This window comes from Chelatococcus sp. CO-6 (assembly GCF_001271345.1).
Classification (GTDB): domain Bacteria; phylum Pseudomonadota; class Alphaproteobacteria; order Rhizobiales; family Beijerinckiaceae; genus Chelatococcus_A; species Chelatococcus_A caeni.
Genome location: NZ_CP012398.1, coordinates 3,027,953 through 3,050,886 on the forward strand (window position 1 = coordinate 3,027,953; position 22,934 = coordinate 3,050,886).

Sequence of the window (22,934 nt, forward strand, 5' to 3'; positions counted from 1 at the left end):
CCTAGCGGCTGCGCCCGGCGCGGCCGTAGCGATGGGCGGCGAAGCTCGCGACGATGCAGATCGCCATGACGGCGATGAGCGCCGTCGGCGCCGCCACCACCGCCGCCCCCGTGATGAAGGAGACGAGCGCCCCGAGCCCGAGCTGCAGCGCGCCGGCGACGCCCGCGGCCGTGCCGGCGGCTTCCGGCCGGGCGGACAGCGCCCCGGCGGTCGCGCCGGGCATGGTGAGGCCGTTGCCCACGGCATTGACGACGAGGGGCAGGAACAGCGTCACCGGCGTCCACGGCATCATGGCGATGAGCACGACCTCGGCGCCGATGGCGGCGAGCGAGAGCACGGTGCCGATCGTCACCATGAGGTCGGTGCCCATGCGCAGGGCGTAGCGGCCGGAGACGAAGTTGCCGACCATGTAGCCGAGGGCCGTCAGCGCGAAGAAGGCGCCGTAGACATCGGCCGAGCGCCCCATGCTCTCTACCACGACGAAGGGCGCGCCGGCGATGAAGGCGAAGAAGGCCGCGCTCGTGAAGGAGAGGGCGAGCGCATAGCCGAGGAAGCCCCGGTCCCCGAGCAGGAGCGGGAAGGCGCGCAGCATGTCGCCGACGCTGGTGAGATGCGTCTTCGGCGCCGTCTCGCCGAGCACGGCGAGGGCATAGGCGAGCACCGCGACGCCGAAGAGCGCCTTCGCGCCGAAGATGGCGCGCCAGCCGAGGTGCAGGTCGATGACGCCGCCGACGAAGGGCGCCACCATCGGCGCCACCACCATGACCATGGTGAGATAGCCGATGCGGCTCGCCGCCTCGTCCCTTTCCGACGTGTCGCGCACGACGGCGCGCGCCAGCGCGAAGGCGGTGCCGCCACCGGCCGCCTGCACCACGCGGGCGGCGAGCAGCGTCACCGTGTCGACGGCAAAGGCCCCCGCGAAGGAGCCGATGGTGAACAGCGCGACACCGCCGATGATGCAGGGCCGGCGGCCGAAGCGGTCGGAAATGGGGCCGATCACCACCTGCGTGACGGCGACGGCGAGCAGATAGAGCCCGAGAGTGAGCTGGATGGTGGCGTAGTCGGTGGCGAAGGTGCGCGCGAGTGCCGGCGTCGCCGGCGCGAGCACGTTGAGCGCGAACGGCTGCAGGGCCGAGACCGCCACGAGGACGGCGAGGCTCGGCCGCGGCGGCGCCGTGACCGCCCGGGGGACGAAGGGCCGGTTCACGGCTGCCCCGCCGCCACAGGCCGGGCCTGCGGCTGCTGCGCCGTTGCCCCGGCGCGGGCCTCGCGCATGCGCACGCGCTCGCGGTGGATCGTATAGACGCCGGCGGCGACGATGAGCCCCGTGCCGGCCATGGCGAGGGCGTCGGGCAGCTCGCCCCAGACGAGGAACCCGAGCAGGATGGCCCAGACGACCACGCTGTAGCGGAAGGACGAGACGATCGACACGTCCGTGCCGCGGCAGGCGACGATGAGGCAGTAGTTGCCGAGCGAGACGAGCACGGCCGCCCCGGCGAGGAAGCCCGTGGCCCGGGCGTCGATCGGCTGCCACTCCTGCGTCGGTGCCAGGGCGAGGCCGACGAGCGGCACGGCGGCGGCGCTGGCGATGGTGACGAGGCCGGTCGACACCTCCGCCCGGATCTGGCGGGTGACGAGATCGCGCATGGCGGCGAGGGCCGCGGCGCCGAGCGCGATGAGCGCCCAGGCGTCGAAGCCGGCCATGTCCGGCTTGACGATGAGCAGCACGCCGCAGAAGCCGACGAAGACGGCGCACCAGCGCCGCCAGCCGACGGTCTCGAGGCCCACCATGGCGGCGATCATGGTCATCAGGATCGGCGTCGCCTGCAGGATGGCGGTGATGTTGCCGAGCGGGATGTGGGCGAGCGCGGTGATGAAGGTGAAGGCGACCGCCGCCTCGAGGAAGGCGCGCAGGAGGAGCATGGGATTGCGGAGGCCGCGCCAGCTGCCGACCTGGCCGAGGGCGAAGGCGAGCACCGTCGCCGCGACGACGGCGAAGAGGCCGCGCACCGCGAGGATCTGGCTCGCCGGATAGGCGCTCGTGGCGAGCTTCACCAGCGTGTCGTTGCAGCAGAAGAGCGCCATGGCGCCCAGCATCGCAACGATGCCGCGCCGGTTGTCGGCAGCCGTGGCCAAGATGAACTCCTCGAGCGAAACAGCCGATGATTACGCCGCTTTGCCCAGCCGGTCGAGCTTGAACAGGCCGAGATCGAATGCAGGACGCGCACCGCTGGCCAGATCTGCGAGTATATCTCCGATCGCGCTGGCGAATTTGAAGCCGTGGCCGGAGCAGGGCGAGGCCACGATGACGCGCGGGTTGTCCGGCAGCGTGTCGATGACGAAATGCTCGTCCGGCGTGTTGGTGAAGAGGCAGCCGCGCAGCGACATCACCGGCCCGTCCGCGGCCGGGAAATAGTGGCGGATGCCGGCGCGCAGCGCCTCCTCGTCGCGCGCGTTGGCCTCGCGCGGCAGGTCGTCCGCCGCCCCCGTCTCGTTGAGATGGTGGTAAAGGCCGATCTTGAAGCCGGGCATGCCCCATTGCGGGAAGACGTAGAAGTGCCCGTGCTCGGTGAGGAGATTGCCGACGGGGAAGCGGTCGAGCGCGAACAGGGCGGGGTCCTTCGGCCAGAACCAGCCGATCACCTGCCGCTCCGGCACGGCCTTGCCGGCGAGCGCCGGCACCATCTCGCCCATCCAGGCGCCGGCGGACATGACGAGCCGCTCGGCATGATAGGTGCCCTGCGGCGTGCGCACCGAGACGCCGTCGCCGGTCGACGACCAGGCGAGCACCGGCTCGCGCGCCCGGATCTCGGCGCCATGCCCGAGCGCCAGCCAGACATGGGCGAGGATGGCCCGCTCGCTGGCGACGAAGCCGCCCTCCGGCTGGTAGACGGCGGCATAGCCGTCCGGCAGCTGCCAGCCGGGAAAGCGCTCGGCGAGCTCCCGTGCCGTCAGTTCCTCGTGGTCGAGCCCGTGCTCGATGCACGAGGCGAGCGAGCCCGCCGCCACGCGGCTGCCGCGCGGCCCCGCGTCGATGGAGCCCGTGATGAAGAGCAGCTGCTCGCCATAGGCCTGCTCCGTCTCGCGCCACAGGCGATAGGCGTGGCGCAGCAGCGGCACGTAGTCGGGGTGCTCGAAATAGGCGAGGCGGATGATGCGGTTGACGCCGTGCGACGAGCCCATGCCATGGCCGATGTCGAAGCGCTCGAGCCCGAGCACGCGCTTGCCGCGCCGCGCGAGATGATATGCCGCGGCGCTGCCCATGCCGCCCATGCCGACGACGATGACGTCGTAACGCTCACCCGCACCCATGGGCGCCTCCGCAAATCAGGATGGCCGCCGCAGATCGGCAGCTCGGGGATAGATCGCGAAGAAGGGACTGTGCGTCAACCGCCGGTGACGCTCATGTGCCGGCCGACGGCGGGCTGGCGGCGGCGCCGGTCGATGACGAAGTCGTGGCCGCGCGGCTTGCGGGCGATGGCGCGCTCGATGGCCTCTTCCACCGGCCCGTCGCTCATCGAGGCGCGCAGCGGCGTGCGCAGGTCCGCCGCGTCCTCCTGGCCGAGGCACATGTAGAGCGTGCCCGTGCAGGTCAGGCGCACACGGTTGCAGCTCTCGCAGAAGTTATGGGTCATCGGCGTGATGAAGCCGAGGCGCCCGCCCGTCTCCCGCACGCGGACGTAGCGCGCGGGGCCGCCGGTGCGGTAGTCGAGCTCGTCGAGCGTATAGCGCTCCGTGAGCCGCGCCTTGACGAGGGAGAGCGGCAGGAACTGGTCGACCCGCGCCGGCTCGATCTCTCCGAGCGGCATCACCTCGATGAGCGTGAGGTCCATGCCGCGCCCGTGCGCCCATTCCATCAGCGCGGGGATCTCGTCCTCGTTGACGCCCTTGAGCGCCACGGCGTTGATCTTGACGGCGAGGCCCGCCTCCTGCGCCGCATCGATGCCGGCGAGCACCTTGTCGAGGTCGCCCCAGCGCGTCAGCGTGCGGAAGGTGGCGGGCGAGAGCGTGTCGAGCGAGACGTTGATGCGCCGGATGCCGCAGGCGGCGAGGTCCCGCGCGTGGCGGGCGAGCTGCGTGCCGTTGGTGGTCAGCGTCAGCTCCTCCAGCGCGCCGCTGTCGAGATGGCGCGAAAGGGAGCCGAACAGGCGCATGATGTCGCGCCGCACCAGCGGCTCGCCGCCCGTGATGCGCAGCTTGCGCACGCCGCGGCGGATGAACACGCTGCACAGCCGGTCCAGCTCCTCCAGCGTCAGCAGGTCGCGCTTCGGCAGGAAGTGCATGTCCTCGGCCATGCAATAGACGCAGCGCAGGTCGCACCGGTCCGTCACCGACACGCGCAGATAGGTGATGGCGCGCGCGAACGGGTCGACGAGCGGCAAGGTCGGCCGGGCTTCGCCCCGGTCGAGAACGGTCGTGTCGGCCAATGCCGGTCCCTCCCTCCAGCGGCGCTGCCGCTCTGGCGTCTTTCACCGTACCAATTTAAGTGTCATCGCCAAGGCATCAATCCCGGATCGGCGCATCTCGCATGAAAGCCGATCACGGTCCCGCGCGTGGGAGCACCCGATCCATGGAAAGCATCCACTGGCCGAGCGAGGTCCGCCTGGCGAAGGATCGCCGCCAGCTCCTCGTCACCTTCGAGGACGGGCGTCAGTTCGCGCTCGCGGCCGAATACCTGCGCGTGTCGAGCCCCTCCGCCGAGGTGCGCGGCCACGGGCCGGGCGACCGCAAGACGGTATCGGGCAAGAAGAACGTCGAGATCATCGGCGTCGAGCCCATCGGCCGCTACGCCGTCAAGCTCGTCTTCGACGACCTGCACGACACGGGAATCTACACCTGGGACTACCTCTACGAGCTCGGCGCCGATGTCGAGGCGAAGTGGCAGGCCTATCTCGCGGAGCTCGAGGACAAGGGGCTGTCGCGGGAGCCCACGGCAAGGAAGAGGTGAGGGAGGGGCCGGGGCGTTTCCATGTCCGTCGCGAAATCCGACTCAGGGCCGCTCGCATAGGATGGTATTCTGGCCGCGCTGTCTGAGGGAGGACATCATGCGGAACAGGACAGTGCTCTTGGCTGCGCTCCTGGCCGGCGCAAGTTTCTCGGCCTACGCCCAGGATAATCTCGAAAAGCTGTCGAAATTCCAGACGACGGGGGTGGCCACGTTCACGACAGTGGACCAGGGCGGCAAGAAAGCCGAAGCCATCCAGGCGATCCTGCAGAAGATCAAGCTGCCGGAAGGATTCAAGATCAGCCTGTACGCCATCGTGCCCGATGCGCGTCACATCGCCGTCGGCCCACAGGGGATCGTCACCTTCGTCGGCACCCGCAAGACGAAGGTCTGGGCGGTGACCGATCGCGACAAGGACCGCGTCGCCGACGAGGTCAAGGATTTCGCGCCGTCCATCGGCTTCACCATCCCGAACGGCCCCTGCTTCTCGCCCGACGGCATTCTCTATCTCGTCGAGCGCAACCGGGTGCTGTCGTTCCCGGCGGCCGAGTTCTTCTACGAAAGCCCCGATGTCGCCGCCTTCAACGTCGTCAAGCAGGGCGAGCTGATCCCGACCGAAGAGGAGAGCTACAACCATACCGCCCGCGTCTGCCGCGTCGGGCCCGACGGCAAGCTCTACATCGCGCTCGGCCAGCCCTTCAACGTGCCGCCGCCGGAAAAGAGCGATCTCTACCGGGAGCAGGGAATAGGCGGCATCATTCGTCTCGGCCAGGACGGAACCGGCCGGGAGGTCTACACCTATGGCATCCGCAATTCCGTCGGCATCGACTTCAACCCCGCCAACGGCGAGCTGTGGTTCACGGACAATCAGGTCGACGGCATGGGAGACGACATTCCGCCCGGCGAACTGAACCGGCAGACGGCCGCGGGGCAGCATTTCGGCTTCCCGTGGTACGGCGGCGGCTCTGTCCGCACCAACGAGTACAAGGATTCCGATCCGCCGCCCGACACGGTCATGCCGGTCGTGGAGACGAGCGCCCACGCCGCTGATCTCGGCATGACGTTCTACACGGGCCGCCAGTTTCCCGAGAAGTACCGCGGGGGCATCTTCCTGGCGCAGCACGGCTCATGGAACCGCACGGAACCCGTCGGCGCCCGCGTGATGTTCGCCCCGGTCAATCCCGACGGCAGCGCCGGGACGGCGGAGGTTTTTGCCGAAGGCTGGCTGGCCGAAAGCGGCGAATATCTCGGCCGCCCGGTCGACGTCGCCCAGCTGCGCGACGGTTCGATCCTCGTGTCCGACGATCTTGTCGGCGCGCTCTACCGCATCTCCTACGGCGATTAGACGATCGCTGCGCCGGTGGCCGTCCCGCCGGCGTAGCGCCCTTGCAGGAAGAGCCATGACGATGCGTTCAATCGCAATCCTTGCCGCTGTGCTTGCGGCCGTGCCGGTGCTCGCCCAGGCTGCCGACGTAAAGGCCGGACGGGGGCTGGCTGTGGCGAAGTGCCAGACCTGCCACGGCCTCAACGGCATCGCCACCATCGCCGAGGCGCCGCATCTTGCGGGCGAGAGCGAAATCTACCTCGAGACCCAGCTCAGGGCCTTCCGCTCCGGAAAGCGGCAGCAGGAAATGATGTCGATCGTCGCGAAAGATCTGACGGACGAGGAGATCGCAAACCTCGCCGCATGGTACGCGGCGATCAGGATCGAGGCGACGATGCCGGAATGAGCTGCCGCCGGGCGAGCCGGCGGTCCGACGACAAAGCCGTTCGCATGGAGCCCTGCGCATGATCTTTCGTGGAGCATAATCGCTGGTTGCGAGTTCCGCGCGAAAGGATCCGCGGGAGACTCGATGATGAACGACACGCGATCGCTGGCGCACCCGACGACGAGCGTCGACCGCGCCGTCAGGCACCGTCATATCGAAATCGACGGCATCGGCATCTTCTATCGTGAAGCCGGCCGCAAGGGGACGCCGGCGGTGCTCCTGCCGCACGGCTATCCCTGCTCCTCCTATCAGTTTCGCAATCTCATGCCGGCGCTCGCCGACCGCTGGTATCTGGTGGCGCCGGATTTTCCGGGCTTCGGCTACAGCGACACGCCGGAGGACTTTTCCTATGACTTCGACGGCTATGCCGATCTGCTCGCAAAGTTCGCGCAGGCGCTCGGCCTCGGCCGCTTTGCGATCTACCTGCACGACTATGGTTCGCAGATCGGGCTCAGGCTGGCGAGCCGGGCGCCGGAGAACGTCGCGGCGCTGATCATCCAGAACGGCGACATCTACGAGGACGAGCTCGGACCGAAATATGCGGATCTCAAGGCGTATTTCGCCCGTCCCACCCCCGAAGGCCGCGGCAGGCTCGTGGAGGCGGTGAGCGAGGAGGGCTTTCGCGACGAATTCCTCAACGACGTCCGGGACGAGCTTGCCGCGCGCATCCCGCCGGACCTCTGGAAGCTCAACTGGCCGCTGCTGGCGACGCCCGAACGGCGCGAGATCTGCGTCGGGCTGATGGAGGGGCTCAAGGAGAATCTCGGCTGGTTCCCGAAATACCAGACCTATCTGCGGGAGCATCGGCCGCCGACGCTCATCGTCTGGGGCCCGCAGGACGGCTACATGCCGGAAGGGGCGGCGCGCGCCTATCTGCGGGACCTGCCGGAGGCCGAGTTGCATCTGCTCGACGGCGGCCACTGGGCCTTGGAGACGAATCTCGACGAGATCGTCGCCCTGATGCGCGATTTCCTGGGCCGGGTTCACAGCGAAGGAGGAACGCCGTGAGCGGTGAAGCGAAGCACCCTTCCATCGCCCGCATCTGGCGCGGCCGCACGCGGCGCGCTGTGGCGGACGAATACGAACGCTACAATTACGAGGCCGGGATAAGGCCTCTGATCGAGAAGGCCATGGGCGTCCAGACCTTCCGCGAGGACCGCGAGGACGAGACGGAGTTCGTGACGATCTCCTATTGGGAGAGCGTGGAGGCGATGTCCCGCTTCACGGGAGATGACCCGACCCGCATCCACCATCTCGAGCGGGATCGCGAGTATCTGATCGAGCTGCCGCAGCGCGTGCAGATCCTGAAGCTGCGTGCCCGGCACGGCAATGTCGGCGCCGAACAGGCCCTGCCCAGCGAAAAAGCCGGCCGCTGAGCGGCCGGCTTCCCGTGACGAACGGCAGTGAGCCTGCCGCTCACCGCATCACGACGACCTTCGTGCCGACGCGCACGCGCTCGTAGAGGTCGACGACGTCCTCGTTCATCATGCGGATGCAGCCGGAGGACACCGCCTGGCCGATGGTGTCCGGCTCGTTGGAGCCGTGGATGCGGTAGAGCGAGGAGCCGAGATAGAGGGCGCGCGCGCCGAGCGGGTTGTCCGGGCCGCCGGGCATGTAGCGCGGCAGGTCGGGACGGCGCTTCAGCATCTGCGGCGGCGGGCGCCAGTCGGGCCACTCGCGCTTCATCGATACGGTCTTCACGCCGCCCCAGGTGAAGCCGGGGCGGCCGACGCCGATGCCGTAGCGGACGGCGCGGCCGTTGCCGAGCACGTAGTAGAGCCGCCGCTCCGACGTGGAAACCACGATGGTGCCAGGGGCATGGCGGCCGTTGTAGGCCACCGTCTCGCGCGTAATGCCGCTCGCCTGGGGCTGGTACTGCTCGGCCTGGTAGAGCGGTTGTCGCGTGAGCGGGTCTATCTGATAGGCGCCGGCCGGGGTGGCCGCGAGCGCCACAAGGCCGGTTATGGCAATGAGGATGCCGCGCATCGGTTGCCTCGATGAGTGGTGCGGGATGATCTTAAGAATGGCAAAAGGCTGTCGAAGGTTCCGCCTCGTCCGGCCAATGTGTCCAAACATCGGCCTTCGCGCAACGACAGTGTGGCGCTCCTGCGGCCAAAACATCGTGATCGCCCCGCGGCGTGGCGGCCTTGCCACACCCGTCGCGCCGGGTTGCTGGCGCGGCGTAAATGAATACTCAACACTCGATGCCGTATTTTAGTCGTATGTGATTAAAATGGGTTCAAACGTCATGGCGGATTCGGCGAATTCAATGCATGGCGCGCAGGCTGATGCGGCCGGAGCGCGCATTCGCACGCTTGCGGCCAATCTCGCCGTCGTGGGCCTCGACAGCGCTCTCGTCTGCGCCGAGACGGGCGGGCAGGGGCGCGGCACGGCGGAGGCGGCGCGTCGTCTCGCCAGGCTGGCGGCCCGCATGGAAAGGGCGGCCCGGCCGCTGGGCGTGCCGCAGCGCGCGGATCAGGAAGGAGACGGCTGGCAGGCCGCGATCGAGGTGGCGGAGGAGGCCTCGGCGGTCGCCGGCAGGCTGCTCGCCGCCGCGGTCAAGGCGCGACGGGCAGCCGATGGCGAAGGCGAGGCGGATGCATCGTCCGCGCCGGTCGGCGCCACGCCCCGCGCCGTGGCGGCGGCCCGGCGCCTCGAGGCCCGCTCCGGCGACGCGCGCCGCATCGCCGCCTGGCTGCGTGCGAACAAGGTGCGTTGACGGAAGAGGAGAGGGAGCGCGCCGTCGGCGCGTGCCCGACCGACCGGCCTGCATACGCCACCGCCGTCATGCCCGCGCTCGTCGCGGGCATCCACGCCCTGCGACTTTCAGCAACGTCAAGCAGTCTGGCCGGGTTGCGCCCGGCCATGACGAAGGGATGGGCTGGCGCGACGCTCAACGCTGGTCATGGCGGTCCCCCGGAACGAACAGGGGCACAAGTCCACGGATTTTCCACGGATTTGCGTGCCGTGTTCTGCCGTTGTTCTCCGGCATATGCCGAGGGCCGTTTGGGGCCGCTCTGCCAAGCTATTGATTTCTATGGGTGAGATGGTGGGCGTGACAGGGATTGAACCTGTGACCCCTCCCGTGTGAAGGGAGTGCTCTCCCGCTGAGCTACACGCCCGAGCCATAGCATCGCCTGCCGCTGCAGGGCTCGTAGGGCGCCTTCTATGGGCAGCGCGCGCCGGCGTCAAGCGAGGAAGCGCACAATGTCGCGTTGCCCCTGTGCAAAGGCCGCGCTACTGCTCATTCCATGTGCGATCGAGAGGGATGAATGCGGCTGCCGCGCCTCCTCGCTGTCCTGGCGCTCGCCTATGCGCTCGCCCTGCAGGCCCTGCTTGCGGGGGCGGTGGGCGTCATGCCCGCCGCGGCGGCGGATGGTTCCGGCGCCACGCTCGAACTCGCCTGGTGCATGCCGGGGGGTGGCGATCACGCGAGCGGGGACGAGGCGCCCGGCGGGCACCACGACCTGCGCTGCATCCTGGCCTGCGGCCAGCTCACGCCCTCGCCGGCGCTCGTCCCGGCGGCCGTGCCGTCTGCGGCGCCCGTTGCACGCGCTCTTCCCGACGGACCGGCGCCCCTCGCGGCCGAGCCCCTGTCGCGGCGGGATCTCTCCCGCCTCAAGCCGGCGCCGCGTGCGCCGCCGATGATCTGATCCCGATCAAGCGCTTTCAGGCATTCACGGCGTATGTGGGAGCCATTGACGGACATGGGAGCCGTCGCCCGCCCGCCGCCATCGGAGATCAGGTTCATGACATCGCTTTCCCGCGCCGGCCTCGCCGCGCATCCCACCCCATCCCGCCGCCGCTTCCTCGTCGGCGCGGCGGTCCTCGCCGTCGGCCTCGCGGCGCTCGCAAGCTTCTTCTCGGGCCCCGTCTCGGCGCACGGCTACAAGGCCGGTGCCCTCAAGATCGGCCATCCCTGGTCGCGCGCGACGCCGGCCAATGCCCCGGTCGCCGGCGGCTTCATGACCATCGAGAACACTGGCGACACGGACGACCGGCTCGTTGCCGTCAGCGCCGAAATCTCCCCACGCGGCGAGATCCACGAAATGAAGATGGAGGGGGACGTCATGAAGATGAGCCAGCTCCCCGAGGGGCTCGTCATCAAGGCGGGCGAGACGGTGAAGCTCGCGCCCGGCGGCTACCATCTCATGTTCATGCCCTTGCAGCGGCAGCTGAAGGAGGGCGAGGCCTTCAAGGGCGAGCTCGTCTTCGAGAAGGCCGGCAAAGTCGCGGTCGAGTTCAAGGTGGAGGGCATCGGCGCCCGCGGCGACGGCAAGGCCGACGCGCACAAGAGCCACACCACCCATTGAGGAGCAGCGCCATGAGCCGTTTGCGCATCATCCTGTGGAGCCTCGTCGCCGTCATCGCGCTGGTCGCGGGCGCCCTGTGGATCGTCGGCGATCGTCTCGTGGCGCCCCAGGGGGGTGTCCGGATGAGCGGCGTCGCCAATATCGGCGGACCGTTCACCCTGACGACGCACGACGGCAAGAAGCTGTCGTCGACCGATCTGGCCGGGCGCCCCTTCGCCGTCTTCTTCGGCTTCACCCATTGCCCGGACGTGTGCCCGACGACGCTCTTCGAGATGTCGGAGAACCTGAAGGCGCTCGGGCCGGACGGGGACAAGCTCACCGTCCTATTCATCTCGGTCGATCCCGAGCGCGACACGCGTGAATTGATGGCGACTTACCTCGAGTCGTTCGACCCCCGCATCGTCGGCCTCACCGGCACCCAGGAGGAGATCGACGCGGTGGTGAAGGCCTATCGCGCCACCTACCAGCGCGTGCCGACCGAAGGGGACGGCTACACCGTCAACCACACCGCCTCGGTCTATCTCATGGATCAGCAGGGGCATTTCGCCGGCACGCTCGACTATCACGAGCAGCAGGACACGCAGATGCGCAAGCTGCGCCGGCTCGTCGAGGGCTGACGCTGCTCAGGAACGGGCGAGGGAGCTGCGGCGGGACAGTGCCGCCGCGGCATCCCACAGGGCGTCGAAATGCTCGATGATGATGTCGGGGCCGAGCTCGCTCACCGGCGTCATGGTGTAGCCGAAGGGCACGGCGATGACCGGGATGCCGGCGGCCTTTGCGGTCGCGATGTCGGTCTGCGAATCGCCCACCATCAGGGCCGCCTCCGGCACGCCGCCGGCGGCCGCGACCGTCATCGTCAGGTGGCGCGGGTCGGGCTTCGAGAACGGGAAGGTGTCACGCCCGCAGATGGCGTGGAAGTGCCCCGCGATGCCGAGCGCCTCGAGCAGCATGACGGAATGGTGCTCGAACTTGTTGGTGCAGACGGCGAGCCGCCAGCCGGCGGCGCGGAACCGCTCGAGGGCGCCAGCGACACCGGGAAAGAGCCGCGTCTCGACCGCGATGCGTCCCGCATAGATGACGAGGAATCGCTCGAAGAGCGCATCGAGATGCGCGGGCGCGACGCTGCGGCCGTTCGCCGCGATGCCCCGTTCGAGCAGCGCCCGGGCGCCTGCGCCGATGAGGTCCCGTGCCTCGCTGAGGGGCAGCTCCTCGAGCCCCTCTTCGGCGAGGATCAGGTTCAGCGTCGCGATGAGGTCGGGCGCGGTGTCGGCCAGGGTGCCGTCGAGGTCGAAGACGATGGTCGCGATGGTGTCGGACATGGCAGAGCGCTAGCCGATGCCGCCGGCGCGGGCAAGCCCGGCGAGCCGTCGGGGCCGTGGGCGGCCCCGTTCCCCGGGGCGGCGCGATGGTAGAATGCCGGCGCGATTCGCCCGCATCGGAGTTGTCATGTCGCCCATCGTGAAGTTTCCCGTCGCCGCTGCGCTGCTCGCCGCCCTCGTCCTGCCCGCGCAGGCCAACCAGTTCGAGTTCAAGGCCGCCCCGCAGACCGACCTCAACCGCATCTACCGCATCGATCGCGTCACGGGCGAGGTCGGCGCCTGCCAGTACGGCCTCAAGGAAGGCACCATCGGCGTCACCTTCTGCTATCCCGCCGGCGAGGGGGCCGGTCCGCAGAAGCCGGGGGAATACGGTCTCGTCGCCTCGCACCACCAGAAGGAGGCGGGCGTCTTCCGCGTCAATTACCGCAGCGGGGAGATGAGCGTCTGCTACGTCTTCAACGATCAGGTCGTGTGCACGCCGCAGGCCACCAGCGCCGCCCCGGCTAGCGGGGAGGGCGGCGAGCAGCCGGCCGGGGGCGAGAGCGGCCAGCGCGGCTCCGGCGCACGGTGAGCCCGCTGCCTTTCCGCTGCCCGAAGCGCATGGTAAAGCGGCTCAGGACAAGCGGACCGGCACGGGCGGCGGCCGACAGGGCATGCGGCGCACCGGCCGGCGGATTCGGGGCGGATTGTTTGGGATGAATGCCGAAGAGATGAAGCGCGCCGCGGCGGCGCGCGCAGCCGAACTGGTGCGGGACGGCATGCGCCTTGGCCTCGGCACGGGGTCGACCGCCCGCCATTTCGTCGCCATCGTCGGCGAGAAGGTGCGGGCCGGGCTCAAGGTCGTCTGCGTGCCGACTTCGGAGGCGACGCGCCTGCAGGCCGAGGCGGAGGGCATTCCCCTCACGACGCTCGACGAGACGCCCGCGCTCGACCTCACCGTCGACGGGGCCGACGAGCTCGACGACAGCCTGCGCCTCATCAAGGGCGGCGGCGGCGCGCTCCTGCGCGAGAAGATCGTCGCGGCGGCGAGCCGGCGCATGGTCGTCATCGCCGATGGCTCCAAGCATGTCGACGTCCTCGGGCGCTTTCCGCTGCCCATCGAGGTCAATCCCTTCGGGCTGCGCGCGACGCAGGAGGCGATCGTGCAGGTCCTCGCGCGGCGCTGGCCCTCGGCCCCGCTGACGCTGCGGGGGACGGACGGCAATCCCTACGTCACCGACGGCGGCCATTTCATCCTCGACGCCGCGCTTCAGCGCATCGACGAGCCGGAGGCGCTGGCAAACGACCTCGTCGCCATTCCGGGCGTCGTCGAGCACGGGCTCTTCCTCGGCCTCGCGTCCGGGGCCGTCATCGCGACGGACGGGGGACTCGTGGAGCTCGGCCAGCTTGGCTGAGACCCTGCAAGATATTGACTTCGATCACGGTTCCGTCGTTCTGATCGCAGCGATCCGCACGACATGCGCATGAAGCCCGCGAGGCGCCAGGGAGATACCGATCAATGAAGCGTACAGCCATTCACGTTGCGGCCGCCGTCGTCGCCTTCACCCTCGCCGGCCCGGTTTTCGCCCAGGACACGGGCAGCATCACGCCGGCCAAGGTCGAGGCCGCGCGCCAGATCGTGACCGGCTCGGGCATGGACCGCTCCTTCGAGGCGCTGGTGCCGACCTTCGCCCAGCGCATCAAGCAGACCTACGTCACCCGCCCCGAGATCACGAAGGACCTCGACGAGGTGCTGGCGCAGGTGCAGCCCTCCATCGAGAGCAAGAAGGATGACCTGGTCGACACGGCCTCCAAGATCCTCGCGAGCCGCATGAACGAGGCCGATCTCAAGGCTGCCGCCGCCTTCTTCGGCTCCGACGCCGGCAAGGCCTATGTCGCCGCCCAGCCGGCGGTCCTCGACGACCTCTACCTCGCCATGCAGGACTGGACCGGGCGCGTCTTCGAGGAGACGATGACCCAGGTGCGCGCCGAGATGGCCAAGCGCGGCCACCAGCTCTGAACCTTCGGCGCGGGAGCGCAGAAAGAAACCGGCGGCCGCCGCGGTCGCCGGTTTTTCTTTGTGCGCCTCCGGCGCCTTCAGTCCTCTTCGGCCTTGAAGCGCGACAGGCCCCTGAAGAGGACGGGAGCCACCAGCGCCAGCGCCGCGATGGCGAGCAGCGTGGCCGCGAGGGGGCTCTCGATCAGCGCCATCGGGTCGCCGAGGCTGATCTGCAGCGCGCGCCGCAGCTGTGTCTCGGCCATCGGCCCGAGGATGAGCCCGACCACCATCGGCGCGATCGGGTAGTCGTAGCGCCGCATGACGAAGCCGAGGAGGCCGAAGACCGCGAGCATGACGAGCTCGACGGGCGAGGGGTTGGCGGCGATCGTCCCCATGGCCGCGAAGACGAGGATGCCCGCATAGAGCCAAGGCTGCGGAATGGCGAGCAGCCGCACCCACAGGCCGATGAGCGGCAGGTTGAGGATCACCAGCATCACATTGGCGATGAACAGGCTGGCGATGAGGCCCCAGACGAGGTCGGGCCGCTCGGCAAAGAGCAGCGGGCCGGGATTGAGGCCGTACTGCTGAAAGCCGGCGAGCATGATGGCCGCCGTCGCCGAGGTCGGCAGCCCGAGGGTGAGGAGCGGCATCAGGGTGCCCGCGGCGGAGGCGTTGTTGGCCGCCTCGGGACCCGCGACGCCCTCGATGGCGCCCTTGCCGAATTCCTCCGGGTGCTTCGTCAGCCTCTTCTCGATGGTATAGGAGAGGAAGGTCGGGATCTCGGCGCCGCCGGCGGGCAGCGAGCCGATGGGAAAGCCGAGCGCCGTGCCGCGCAGCCACGGCTTCCACGAACGCTTCCAGTCCTCCCTCGTCATCCACAAAGAGCCGCGCACCGGCTCGATCGTCTCGGGCGCGTGCCTCATGCGCGAGGCGACGAAGAGCGCTTCGCCCACGGCGAAGAGCCCGACGGCCAGCGTCGTCACCTCGATGCCGTCGAGCAGCTCCGGCACGCCGAAGGTCAGCCGCGCCTGGCCGCTCAGCGCATCGATGCCGACGAGGCCGAGCATGAGGCCGATGAAGAGGCTGGTGAGGCCGCGCAGCGGTGAATCGCCGAAGGTCGCCGATACGGTGACGAAGGCCACGATCATCAGGGCGAAATAATCGGCCGGTCCGAACTGGATGGCGATCTCGACCAGCCACGGGGCGAACAGCGCAAGGCCGATGGTGGCGATGAGCCCGGCGACGAAGGAACCGACGGCGGAGGTGGCGAGCGCGGGCCCGCCCCGCCCGGCCTTGGCCATCTTGTTGCCCTCGAGCGCCGTGATCATCGAGGCGCTCTCGCCGGGCGTGTTGATGAGGATCGACGTGGTCGATCCGCCGTACATGCCGCCGTAGTAGATGCCGGCGAACATGATGAGCGAGCCCGTCGGGTCGAGCTTGAAGGTGACGGGCAGGAGGAGCGCCACGGTGAGCGCCGGGCCGATGCCCGGCAGGACGCCGACGGCGGTGCCGAGGAAGACGCCGATGAGGGCGAAGAGCAGCTTCGTCGGCTCGAAGGCGACGGAAAAGCCCTGCGCCAGCGCGAAGACGGAATCGAGCACCGGAGGACCTTTCAGAAAAGCCGCTCGATCGGCCCCTGCGGCAGCGACAGGGCGAGAAGCTTGGTGAAGCCGAGATAGACGAGCAGGCCGAGCACGACCCCGATGCCGAGATCGGTGGCGAGCGCCCGCCGGCCGAAGCCGCGCGCCGTCAGGCCGAAGAGCAGCGCCATGGCGGGAATGAAGCCGCCGCCGGCGGTGATGGTCGCGATCATGGCGGCGATGCCGGCGAGGATGGTGAGGACGGCGGCGTTGTCGCTCTGTTCCGGCACCGGGATCTTGCCGCGCACCGCGGCGACGATCGTACCGGCGGCGAGCGCGGCAAGGCCGGCGGCGACGGCCCAGGAGGCGGCGCTCGGGCCGATGCCGGCATAGCTCGACACCGCCCCCATGCCCATGGCGTCCCGGGCGACGGCTCCCGCGAGCGCCAGCAGCCCGGCGGCGATGGCGAAGCCGACGGGATCACGCTTGCGGCCGTCGTTCCGGCCATCTTCCTCTTGCGTCATGACAGGCTTCCTTCCGGAGGGCTCCCGCGGCGTGGCTGCGTCATCGGCTGCCGATCGGGCGCGGCAACGCGTGAAGGCCGGGCGGCGGGACCGGAGATGCGAGGACGGTGCGGGAGCGCGGGCGGGGCGCTCCGCAGATGGGGCGAGGGCGGCGGCGAACCCATCCGCCGCCCTTCGGGAATGACGCGCGGTTCGCGCGGTCAGTTCACGAGGCCGATCGACTTCAGCACCTCGCCGACGCGCACCTGCTCGTTCTTGAGGTAGGCCGCGAAGTCGTCGCCGGCGAGATAGGCGTCGTCCCAGCCCTTGGCCTTGAGCGTCTCCTGCCACTGGTTCGACTTGACCATCTTGTCGATGGCCTCGAGCAGCGCCTTCTTCTGCTCGTCGCTGAGGCCCGGAGGGGCGACGACCGAGCGCCAGTTGACGATGGCGAGGTCGATGCCCTCGGACTTCAGGGTCGGGGCGTCGATGCCCTGCACCGGCTCCTCGGCCGCGATGGCGATGAGGCGCAGCTTGCCGGCCTTCACCTGGCCCTCGAACTCGCCGTAGCCCGACACGCCGGCCGTCACCTTGCCGCCGAGAATGGCCGCCAGGGCCTCGCCGCCGCCGGAGAAGGGCACGTAGTTGATCTTGGTGGGATCGACGCCGATGGCCTTGGCGAAGAGCCCGACCATGATGTGGTCGGTGCCGCCGGCCGAGCCGCCGGCCCAGGTCACCTTGGCGGGATCGGCCTTCAGCGCCTCGGCGAGGTCCTTCGCGCTCTTGATCGGCGAATCGGCCGGCACGACGATCGCCTGGTTCTCGGCCGTGAGCCGCGCGATCGGCGTGACCTGCTCGAGGGTCACGGGCGACTTGTTGGTGAGGATGGCGCCCACCATGACGAAGCCGTTGACCATGAGCTGCGAGCCGTCGCCCTTGGCATTGACGAATTGCGCGAGCCCGACGGTGCCGCCGGCGCCCGGCACGTTGACCACCTGCGCGCTCTTCACGGCGCCGCTTTCGGTCAGGGCCGCCTGCATGGCGCGCGCCGTCTGGTCCCAGCCGCCGCCCGGCGCGGCCGGCGCCATGATCTTCAGTTCGAGGCTCTGGCCGAGCGCGCCCGTGGACAGGCCCGCGGCCACGACGAGCGCGGCGACGGCCCCGGCGACCGATTTGTACGAACGGAACATGTGCTTCCTCCCATTTTACGGACTATTCTTGCTGATAGGACGCGGACGGTATCGGCGGCTTCTTCCCCCATCAAGCGAACTTCACGCCACAATATATCGCAACAATAGCGCCGTCGCGGGCCTTTGCGGCTTCCCCTTTCGCAGGGCTTCTTCTAAAGCCGGGACCGTCGCATCTTCGAATCCAGCGAGCGCCCTTCTTGCCTCTCGCCATGCCCGCCCTCAGCGCCGCGCCCTCCGTTCATGCCCGCCGGCTGGAGCTGGCGTCTCTCGTCATGCTGGCGCTGCTGCCGCTGGCGATGGCGCTCGCCAACCGCTCCGCGCCGCTCGTGGTCGGTGTCGCGGCGGTGCTCGCGCTCCTTGCCGCGCTCGCGGAGCCGCAGGGCCGGATGCGCCTTTTCCTCGCCTCGCGCGCGATCGCGCGTGCGCCGGCGTTCCTCGCCGTCTCCGCCTTCGTGGCCTATGCGGCGGCGAGCATGGCCTGGAGCGTCCTTCCCCGCGCCTCGCTCTTCACCTTTGGCGAGGCGCTGCTGCCCGCCTTCGCCGCGACCGTGGCTGCCATCCTCCTGCCGCGCCGCGTGCCGGGCGCCGTCACGGCGCTGGCGGCCGCGGCCTTCGTGGTGGCCTGCCTGCTCGTCGTCGGCGATCTCGCCACCGGCCTTGCCGTGCGCCAGGAGCTCGGCCTGCGCGCCACGGGAGGCTTCGTCTTCAACCGCAGCATCATCACGCTGCTGATGCTCGCCTGGCCGCTCGGCCTCCTCTGGTGCGAGGGTGGGCGCCGGCTTTTCGCGGGCGCCGCTCTGGCCGCCCTGCTCCTCGTGCTGGCCGTCGGCGAATCGGGGGCGGCGCTGATGGGCGCCCTGTGCGGGGCGGGGGTATTCGCCGTCGCGCTCCTCAGCCGGCGGGTCGCCATCGCCCTCGTCACGGCCGGGCTCCTGGCCTGTCTCGTCGTCGCTCCCTTCAAGGGCTCGCTCACGATGGAGCTGCCGGCCTCCTTCGTCGCGGTGGTGCAGCAGCGCGGCCACGCCGTCGAGCGCATCGCGCTGTGGCGCAGCTTCGAGGAGGTGGTCTGGCGCCGGCCGCTTCTCGGCACCGGCTTCGGCGCGAGCCCGCGCCTTGCCGACGATGCGGTCGCGCAGGAGGTGCCGGAAGACCTGCGCGAGATGCTGGCGATCGGGCATCCGCACGACGCCTTCCTGCAGATATGGGTCGAGCTCGGCGCCGTCGGGGCCGTGCTGGCTGCGCTCGTGATTGCGACCATGATGCGTGCGCTGGCGCACTTGCGGGGGCTGCGGCTGGCTGCTTCGCTCGCGCTCGTGGCCTCCGCCGCCGGCGTCATGCTCGTCGGGCACGGGGCCTGGCAGGGCTGGTGGATCGCGGCGGTGGGTGCCGCGGTCGTCTGGTTCCGGCGCCGTCCGGACAGGGCGGTGCCTTCCAAGGGGGTGGATCATGAGTGATTTCGACGTCGATCTCTTCGTGATCGGTGGGGGCTCCGGTGGCGTGCGCGCCGCGCGCATCGCCGCCGGCCACGGCGCCCGCGTCATGCTCGCCGAGGAAGACCGGATGGGCGGCACCTGCGTCATCCGCGGCTGCGTGCCCAAGAAGCTCCTCGTCTACGCCAGCCGCTTCGCTGGCGATTTCGAGGACGCGGCCGGCTATGGCTGGAGCGTGCCCAAGGCGGCGTTCGACTGGCCGACCCTGATCAAGAACAAGGATGCGGAGATCGCCCGGCTCGAGGGCATCTACCGCACCAACCTCACCAAGGCCGGCGTCGAGATCGTCGACAGCCGCGCCGTGATCGAGGATGCCCACACGGTGCGCGTCCTGAAGACCGGCGCGCGTATCCGCGCCCGCGTCATCCTCGTCGCCACCGGCGGGCGGGTGGTGAAGGTGCCGGCGGTGCCCGGCATCGAGCACGCGATCACTTCCAACGAGGCCTTCCATATCGAGCGGCTGCCGGAGCGCATCGCCGTCATCGGCGGCGGCTACATCGCCGTCGAGTTCGCGGGGATCTTCGCCGGCCTCGGCGTCGAGACCACCCAGATCCACCGGGGCGAGAAGCTGCTGCGCGGCTTCGACGAGGATCTGCGCGACGCGCTGGGGGAGGCCTATGCGCGGCGCGGCATCAGGCTCTGCCTCGAATGCGGCCTGACGAGCATCGAGAAGGTGGGCGGCGAGTTGCTCATCACCCTGACGGACGGGCGCGAGCTGCGCGTCGACCAGGTCATGATCGCGACCGGCCGCGTGCCCAACACCGAGAGGCTCGGCCTCGAGGAGGCGGGCGTGGCGCTCGCCTCCAACGGCGCCATCGTCGTCGACGCCATGTCGCGCACCAACGTGCCGAGCATCTACGCCGTCGGCGACGTGACGGACCGGGTGAACCTCACCCCCGTCGCCATCCGCGAGGGCCACGCCTTCGCCGACACCGTCTTCGGCAACCGCCCGGGGAGCGTGGACCACAACGTCATCCCGACCGCCGTCTTCTCCACGCCCGAGATCGGCACCGTCGGCCTCGGCGAAGCCGACGCGCGCCAGCGCTACGGCAGCGTCAGGATCTTCCGGTCCAGCTTCCGCGCCATGAAGGCGACCCTGTCCGGGCGCGAGGACCGGGTGCTGATGAAGATCGTCGTCGACGGCGACACCGACCGGGTGCTCGGCGTCCACATCCTGGGCGACGGCGCCGGCGAGATGATCCAGCTCGTCGGCATCGCCGTCACCATGGGCGCCACCAAGGCCGACTTCGACCGCACCATGGCCGTCCACCCGACGGCGGCGGAGGAACTCGTGACCATGCGCACGCCGGTGGCCTGAACGGAAGCCGTCAGCTCGATTCGCCTTCACCTGCGGGAAACGACACCCGCGCCTCGCCCGCGACCGCAACGGGAAGGCGTTGGGCTGGGCTCTCCTGTTGCCGCGCGGAGATCCCTGCCTAAAGCTTTGTTGGCTCGCGTTCATGTACAACGCCATCAAGCGATATATTTCTGATAGTTATTGTCATGTCGATTTGAGTGATTATGATCCGGCGTTGCTGTTCAGCGATAATTGCGCAGTGCATATATTTTGTTTATTGGAATGGATTGGCTGACATGAATAACCGTATTGCTGGCATGGATGCCGCGGCAGCGAAGCGCCTCGGCAATGTCGTGGCGGAGTTCTCGGATCATGTGCGGCGAAGCGGCGGCGCGCCGGTTTTGCCGAGCGTCGTCCGGCAGCGCGTGCGCGAGGCCAGGGGGAGCCAGAATGGCCCGGTGCCTATGCGCCCGCCAGCAACCCCGGATCCGGGTGCCGGACAGGCGGAAAACTTGCTGGCTCCGGTGCAGCGGGCGGTGGAGCGCGGTCGCGACGCCCTCGGGCGTGCCGGCCCGGTCGTTGCGCCAGCGCTCGAACTGGCGGCCGCAAGTGCCTCTCATTGGGCGACGTCAGCCGAGGGACAGGTGAGCCTCGGTCGAGATTTCCTGAGCAACGAGCTGTGGCGCGGTTCCATCCGGCTGCCCGAAGCCCCTCAGAGCGAAGAGGCCGGCGCTTCCGGGCGGCTCGGCGAGTTGGCCGGTCGGGGTACCTACGCTGCCACGACAGCGGGGCGCGCAAAGCTGCTCTTCACATTGCTCGGCAATACGCCGCTGTCCTCGGCAGCCGGCTATGCCTATGCGGTCGGCTGGGGCGTCAATGCGTTGTCCGGCGCGGCGAAGGCATGCGTGGATGTTTCGCAGGACCTGTCCCAGCGGGGTCTGCGGGGCGGGCTGCTGCTTACGCGTGACGCCTTCGCCCTGCTGTCCGCGGGTCTCAATCTGGCGGCGGCGGTCGAGAGTGGATATGCGCAGCGGGCTGCGGATGCCGGGGATGACGCAGGGGCCGTCGGGCATGCGCGCACGTCGGCCTTCCTGTGGGGCGGAGGTTCCCTGAGCGGCATCGCTTCGGGCGGGGCTCAGCTCCTGGCTGATTACATCGCGCCTGCACGACCGGCGCCGCGTGAAGCAGCTTCCACGGCGCCGGATGTCGAGGCGCAGCGGTTGCTCCCCACCTGAGCCGATCGGCGTAGGAGGGGACGTCCCGGCCTCTGGCCGGGGCGCCCCGCCGGTCGTCCAGGATCTTTACGGCACCGGATGATGCGCCGCCGTGCCGGGCGGTGCGTCCAGCGCCAGCTGCGCATCGGAGGGCGGGCGCTGCATCATGCGCCAGGCGACGAAGCCGGCGAGCATGGCGTGGATGGCGGCGTTGTGCACGAAGAGCATGACGTCGCCGACGAGCGTCATCAGCGTCGAGGCGACGATGGGCCCGACGATGCCGCCGACGCAATAGAGGAACAGGAGGGTGCTGGACAGGTGCACGGCCCCCTCCTGCGAGCGCCGGTCGTTGGCGTGGGCCGAGATCAGCGGGTAGATGACGGACGTGGTCAGGCCGAGCGCGAAGGCGAGCGCGTAGAGCACCGCCGTCTCGCCGCGCCCGACGATGACGAGCGCCACCTCGACGATGCAGGCGACGGCCGAGACGCCGAGGATGACGCCGCGCCGGTCGACGATGTCCGACAGCTTGCCGACGGGATAGGGCGCGGTGGCCGAGCCGAGGATCATGGCGGTCATGAAGCTGGCGACGACGCTGGCGCCGAGGTCGAGCCGCTCCACATAGGCGGGGGCGAGCGACCAGAAGCTGCCGTTGGCGAGGCCGACGAGCAGGATGCCGACGGCGCCGATCGGCGTCGTGCGGAAGAGCTCCAGGATGCGCAGCCGCCCCTTGGCCGGCAGCGGCGGGGCCTCGGCCCGCGTCATGGCGAGCGGCACGAGCGCCAGCATGAGGAAGGCGGAGGCGCCGGAGAACAGGCTGAAGGAGCGCGCGCTGTCGAGGCGCAGCAGCTGCTGGCCCGCGGCGGAGCCGGCAAAGTTGACGATGTTGTAGAGGCCGAGCATGCGGCCGCGGTTGCGGTCGTGCGCCTTGGCGTTGATCCAGGCCTCGACGATGGCGTAGAGCCCGGCGAAGCAGAAGCCGACGAGCCCGCGCAGCACCATCCAGACGAGCGGCGAGATGAAGATCGCGAAGCCGAGGCACGCCGCCGCCGCCACCGCGGCGAAGGCCGCGAAGGCGCGGATGTGCCCGGCCCGCCGCACGATGGCCGGCGTCACCCAGGTGCCGGCGAGCATGCCGCCGAAATAGACGGAGCCGATGACGCCGACCTCCGTCGGGGAGAAGCCCTCGAGCACCCCGCGCAGCGGCACCAGCGTGGTCAGAAGGCCGTTGCCGGCGATGAGGATGAAAACGGCGAGGAGAACCGGGGACAGGGCAACGATGGCGGTCGGCACGATCGGGTCCGGTGTTCGGGCGGGGCGCGTCGGCGCGCATCTCCAA

Annotated in this window: 25 protein-coding genes and 1 tRNA gene; 15 read left to right on the forward strand and 11 right to left on the reverse strand. The window is 69.5% G+C overall.

From position 1 onward, the window contains the following. Position 1: 1 nt before the first annotated feature. From AL346_RS14300 to moaA, 4 genes are all read right to left on the reverse strand, one after another. Complete coding sequence (locus AL346_RS14300; protein ID WP_019400545.1) at positions 2-1,207, reverse strand: multidrug effflux MFS transporter; 1,206 nt, start codon at positions 1,205-1,207, stop codon at positions 2-4. Then, a complete protein-coding gene (locus tag AL346_RS14305) occupies positions 1,204-2,136 on the reverse strand; it encodes a DMT family transporter (RefSeq protein WP_019400544.1) in 933 nt (310 codons plus the stop codon). The genes AL346_RS14300 and AL346_RS14305 overlap by 4 nt, the downstream gene beginning before the upstream one ends. 30 nt (positions 2,137-2,166) lie before the next feature. Further along, entirely contained in the window at positions 2,167-3,312 is a 1,146-nt protein-coding gene (gene solA, locus AL346_RS14310) for an N-methyl-L-tryptophan oxidase (RefSeq protein WP_019400543.1), read from the reverse strand. 74 nt (positions 3,313-3,386) lie between these two features. Next, positions 3,387-4,427, reverse strand: a complete 1,041-nt coding sequence (moaA, locus tag AL346_RS14315) for a GTP 3',8-cyclase MoaA (protein WP_019400542.1) — start codon at positions 4,425-4,427, stop codon at positions 3,387-3,389. Positions 4,428-4,570: 143 nt separating this feature from the next. Between moaA and AL346_RS14320 the strand changes: the two genes are divergently transcribed. The 5 genes from AL346_RS14320 (at position 4,571) to AL346_RS14340 (ending at position 8,090) form a co-directional block, all read left to right on the forward strand. Beyond that, positions 4,571-4,948, forward strand: a complete 378-nt coding sequence (locus AL346_RS14320) for a gamma-butyrobetaine hydroxylase-like domain-containing protein (RefSeq protein ID WP_019400541.1) — start codon at positions 4,571-4,573, stop codon at positions 4,946-4,948. Between the two features lie 97 nt (positions 4,949-5,045). Next, positions 5,046-6,290 (forward strand): sorbosone dehydrogenase family protein, encoded by a 1,245-nt coding sequence (locus AL346_RS14325; protein WP_026014837.1) that lies wholly within the window; start codon positions 5,046-5,048, stop codon positions 6,288-6,290. Between the two features lie 55 nt (positions 6,291-6,345). Next, complete coding sequence (locus AL346_RS14330) at positions 6,346-6,675, forward strand: c-type cytochrome (RefSeq protein WP_019400539.1); 330 nt, start codon at positions 6,346-6,348, stop codon at positions 6,673-6,675. A 123-nt stretch (positions 6,676-6,798) separates the two neighbouring features. Then, positions 6,799-7,722, forward strand: coding sequence for an alpha/beta fold hydrolase (locus AL346_RS14335; RefSeq protein WP_019400538.1), 924 nt, complete (start codon positions 6,799-6,801; stop codon positions 7,720-7,722). Then, on the forward strand, positions 7,719-8,090 hold the full coding sequence (locus tag AL346_RS14340; RefSeq protein WP_019400537.1) for an antibiotic biosynthesis monooxygenase: 372 nt from the start codon (positions 7,719-7,721) through the stop codon (positions 8,088-8,090). The genes AL346_RS14335 and AL346_RS14340 overlap by 4 nt, the downstream gene beginning before the upstream one ends. A gap of 40 nt (positions 8,091-8,130) precedes the next feature. On the opposite strand, the gene AL346_RS14345 is transcribed toward AL346_RS14340, so the two are convergent. Next, the gene (locus AL346_RS14345; RefSeq protein ID WP_019400536.1) at positions 8,131-8,700 is read right to left on the reverse strand and encodes a L,D-transpeptidase; all 570 of its coding nucleotides are present in this window, start codon (positions 8,698-8,700) and stop codon (positions 8,131-8,133) included. Between the two features lie 283 nt (positions 8,701-8,983). Here AL346_RS14345 and AL346_RS14350 point away from each other — a divergent pair, with 283 nt between their 5' ends. Next, the gene (locus tag AL346_RS14350) at positions 8,984-9,433 is read left to right on the forward strand and encodes a hypothetical protein (protein ID WP_019400535.1); all 450 of its coding nucleotides are present in this window, start codon (positions 8,984-8,986) and stop codon (positions 9,431-9,433) included. Positions 9,434-9,761: 328 nt separating this feature from the next. On the opposite strand, the gene AL346_RS14355 is transcribed toward AL346_RS14350, so the two are convergent. Next, positions 9,762-9,836, reverse strand: a tRNA-Val gene (locus AL346_RS14355). Positions 9,837-9,986: 150 nt separating this feature from the next. Here AL346_RS14355 and AL346_RS14360 point away from each other — a divergent pair. From AL346_RS14360 to AL346_RS14370, 3 genes are all read left to right on the forward strand, one after another. Continuing rightward, entirely contained in the window at positions 9,987-10,367 is a 381-nt protein-coding gene (locus AL346_RS14360) for a DUF2946 family protein (protein WP_053193800.1), read from the forward strand. A 96-nt stretch (positions 10,368-10,463) separates the two neighbouring features. After that, positions 10,464-11,027, forward strand: coding sequence for a copper chaperone PCu(A)C (locus AL346_RS14365; RefSeq protein WP_019400739.1), 564 nt, complete (start codon positions 10,464-10,466; stop codon positions 11,025-11,027). Positions 11,028-11,038: 11 nt separating this feature from the next. Then, positions 11,039-11,644, forward strand: coding sequence for an SCO family protein (locus AL346_RS14370; RefSeq protein WP_019400738.1), 606 nt, complete (start codon positions 11,039-11,041; stop codon positions 11,642-11,644). A gap of 6 nt (positions 11,645-11,650) precedes the next feature. Here AL346_RS14370 and AL346_RS14375 read toward each other — a convergent pair whose 3' ends face one another. After that, positions 11,651-12,346, reverse strand: coding sequence for an HAD family hydrolase (locus AL346_RS14375; RefSeq protein ID WP_019400737.1), 696 nt, complete (start codon positions 12,344-12,346; stop codon positions 11,651-11,653). Between the two features lie 127 nt (positions 12,347-12,473). Between AL346_RS14375 and AL346_RS14380 the strand changes: the two genes are divergently transcribed. From AL346_RS14380 to AL346_RS14390, 3 genes are all read left to right on the forward strand, one after another. Continuing rightward, on the forward strand, positions 12,474-12,917 hold the full coding sequence (locus tag AL346_RS14380; RefSeq protein WP_053194067.1) for a hypothetical protein: 444 nt from the start codon (positions 12,474-12,476) through the stop codon (positions 12,915-12,917). A gap of 124 nt (positions 12,918-13,041) precedes the next feature. Further along, entirely contained in the window at positions 13,042-13,740 is a 699-nt protein-coding gene (rpiA, locus tag AL346_RS14385; RefSeq protein WP_019400735.1) for a ribose-5-phosphate isomerase RpiA, read from the forward strand. 104 nt (positions 13,741-13,844) lie between these two features. After that, on the forward strand, positions 13,845-14,345 hold the full coding sequence (locus AL346_RS14390) for a DUF2059 domain-containing protein (protein WP_019400734.1): 501 nt from the start codon (positions 13,845-13,847) through the stop codon (positions 14,343-14,345). Between the two features lie 77 nt (positions 14,346-14,422). On the opposite strand, the gene AL346_RS14395 is transcribed toward AL346_RS14390, so the two are convergent. From AL346_RS14395 to AL346_RS14405, 3 genes are all read right to left on the reverse strand, one after another. Then, positions 14,423-15,925, reverse strand: a complete 1,503-nt coding sequence (locus AL346_RS14395; protein WP_019400733.1) for a tripartite tricarboxylate transporter permease — start codon at positions 15,923-15,925, stop codon at positions 14,423-14,425. Positions 15,926-15,936: 11 nt separating this feature from the next. Then, positions 15,937-16,428, reverse strand: coding sequence for a tripartite tricarboxylate transporter TctB family protein (locus AL346_RS14400; protein ID WP_019400732.1), 492 nt, complete (start codon positions 16,426-16,428; stop codon positions 15,937-15,939). A gap of 200 nt (positions 16,429-16,628) precedes the next feature. Next, positions 16,629-17,597 carry a tripartite tricarboxylate transporter substrate binding protein gene (locus AL346_RS14405; RefSeq protein ID WP_019400731.1) on the reverse strand — a complete coding sequence of 323 codons (969 nt, stop codon included), beginning with the start codon at positions 17,595-17,597 and terminating at the stop codon, positions 16,629-16,631. 197 nt (positions 17,598-17,794) lie between these two features. Between AL346_RS14405 and AL346_RS14410 the strand changes: the two genes are divergently transcribed. The 3 genes from AL346_RS14410 (at position 17,795) to AL346_RS14420 (ending at position 21,619) form a co-directional block, all read left to right on the forward strand. Continuing rightward, positions 17,795-19,051 (forward strand): O-antigen ligase, encoded by a 1,257-nt coding sequence (locus AL346_RS14410; protein WP_156332760.1) that lies wholly within the window; start codon positions 17,795-17,797, stop codon positions 19,049-19,051. Continuing rightward, positions 19,044-20,405 carry a glutathione-disulfide reductase gene (gor, locus tag AL346_RS14415; RefSeq protein WP_053193803.1) on the forward strand — a complete coding sequence of 454 codons (1,362 nt, stop codon included), beginning with the start codon at positions 19,044-19,046 and terminating at the stop codon, positions 20,403-20,405. The genes AL346_RS14410 and gor overlap by 8 nt, the downstream gene beginning before the upstream one ends. A 275-nt stretch (positions 20,406-20,680) precedes the next feature. Then, complete coding sequence (locus tag AL346_RS14420) at positions 20,681-21,619, forward strand: hypothetical protein (protein ID WP_156332761.1); 939 nt, start codon at positions 20,681-20,683, stop codon at positions 21,617-21,619. A gap of 66 nt (positions 21,620-21,685) precedes the next feature. Here the strand turns inward: AL346_RS14420 and AL346_RS14425 are convergent, their stop codons facing one another. Next, the gene (locus AL346_RS14425; RefSeq protein ID WP_019400727.1) at positions 21,686-22,888 is read right to left on the reverse strand and encodes an MFS transporter; all 1,203 of its coding nucleotides are present in this window, start codon (positions 22,886-22,888) and stop codon (positions 21,686-21,688) included. Positions 22,889-22,934 lie beyond the last annotated feature (46 nt).

Bases quoted from the DNA above. Each gene is read 5' to 3' on its own strand.
- AL346_RS14320 (WP_019400541.1), top strand. From the start codon at position 4,571: ATGGAAAGCATCCACTGGCCGAGCGAGGTCCGCCTGGCGAAGGATCGC.
- AL346_RS14370 (WP_019400738.1), top strand. From the start codon at position 11,039: ATGAGCCGTTTGCGCATCATCCTGTGGAGCCTCGTCGCCGTCATCGCG.
- AL346_RS14335 (WP_019400538.1), top strand. From the start codon at position 6,799: ATGATGAACGACACGCGATCGCTGGCGCACCCGACGACGAGCGTCGAC.
- AL346_RS14360 (WP_053193800.1), top strand. From the start codon at position 9,987: ATGCGGCTGCCGCGCCTCCTCGCTGTCCTGGCGCTCGCCTATGCGCTC.
- rpiA (WP_019400735.1), top strand. From the start codon at position 13,042: ATGAATGCCGAAGAGATGAAGCGCGCCGCGGCGGCGCGCGCAGCCGAA.
- AL346_RS14400 (WP_019400732.1), bottom strand. From the start codon at position 16,428: ATGACGCAAGAGGAAGATGGCCGGAACGACGGCCGCAAGCGTGATCCC.
- AL346_RS14330 (WP_019400539.1), top strand. From the start codon at position 6,346: ATGACGATGCGTTCAATCGCAATCCTTGCCGCTGTGCTTGCGGCCGTG.
- AL346_RS14390 (WP_019400734.1), top strand. From the start codon at position 13,845: ATGAAGCGTACAGCCATTCACGTTGCGGCCGCCGTCGTCGCCTTCACC.
- AL346_RS14365 (WP_019400739.1), top strand. From the start codon at position 10,464: ATGACATCGCTTTCCCGCGCCGGCCTCGCCGCGCATCCCACCCCATCC.
- AL346_RS14375 (WP_019400737.1), bottom strand. From the start codon at position 12,346: ATGTCCGACACCATCGCGACCATCGTCTTCGACCTCGACGGCACCCTG.
- gor (WP_053193803.1), top strand. From the start codon at position 19,044: ATGAGTGATTTCGACGTCGATCTCTTCGTGATCGGTGGGGGCTCCGGT.
- AL346_RS14405 (WP_019400731.1), bottom strand. From the start codon at position 17,597: ATGTTCCGTTCGTACAAATCGGTCGCCGGGGCCGTCGCCGCGCTCGTC.
- AL346_RS14380 (WP_053194067.1), top strand. From the start codon at position 12,474: ATGTCGCCCATCGTGAAGTTTCCCGTCGCCGCTGCGCTGCTCGCCGCC.
- AL346_RS14350 (WP_019400535.1), top strand. From the start codon at position 8,984: ATGCATGGCGCGCAGGCTGATGCGGCCGGAGCGCGCATTCGCACGCTT.
- solA (WP_019400543.1), bottom strand. From the start codon at position 3,312: ATGGGTGCGGGTGAGCGTTACGACGTCATCGTCGTCGGCATGGGCGGC.
- AL346_RS14325 (WP_026014837.1), top strand. From the start codon at position 5,046: ATGCGGAACAGGACAGTGCTCTTGGCTGCGCTCCTGGCCGGCGCAAGT.
- AL346_RS14345 (WP_019400536.1), bottom strand. From the start codon at position 8,700: ATGCGCGGCATCCTCATTGCCATAACCGGCCTTGTGGCGCTCGCGGCC.
- AL346_RS14420 (WP_156332761.1), top strand. From the start codon at position 20,681: ATGAATAACCGTATTGCTGGCATGGATGCCGCGGCAGCGAAGCGCCTC.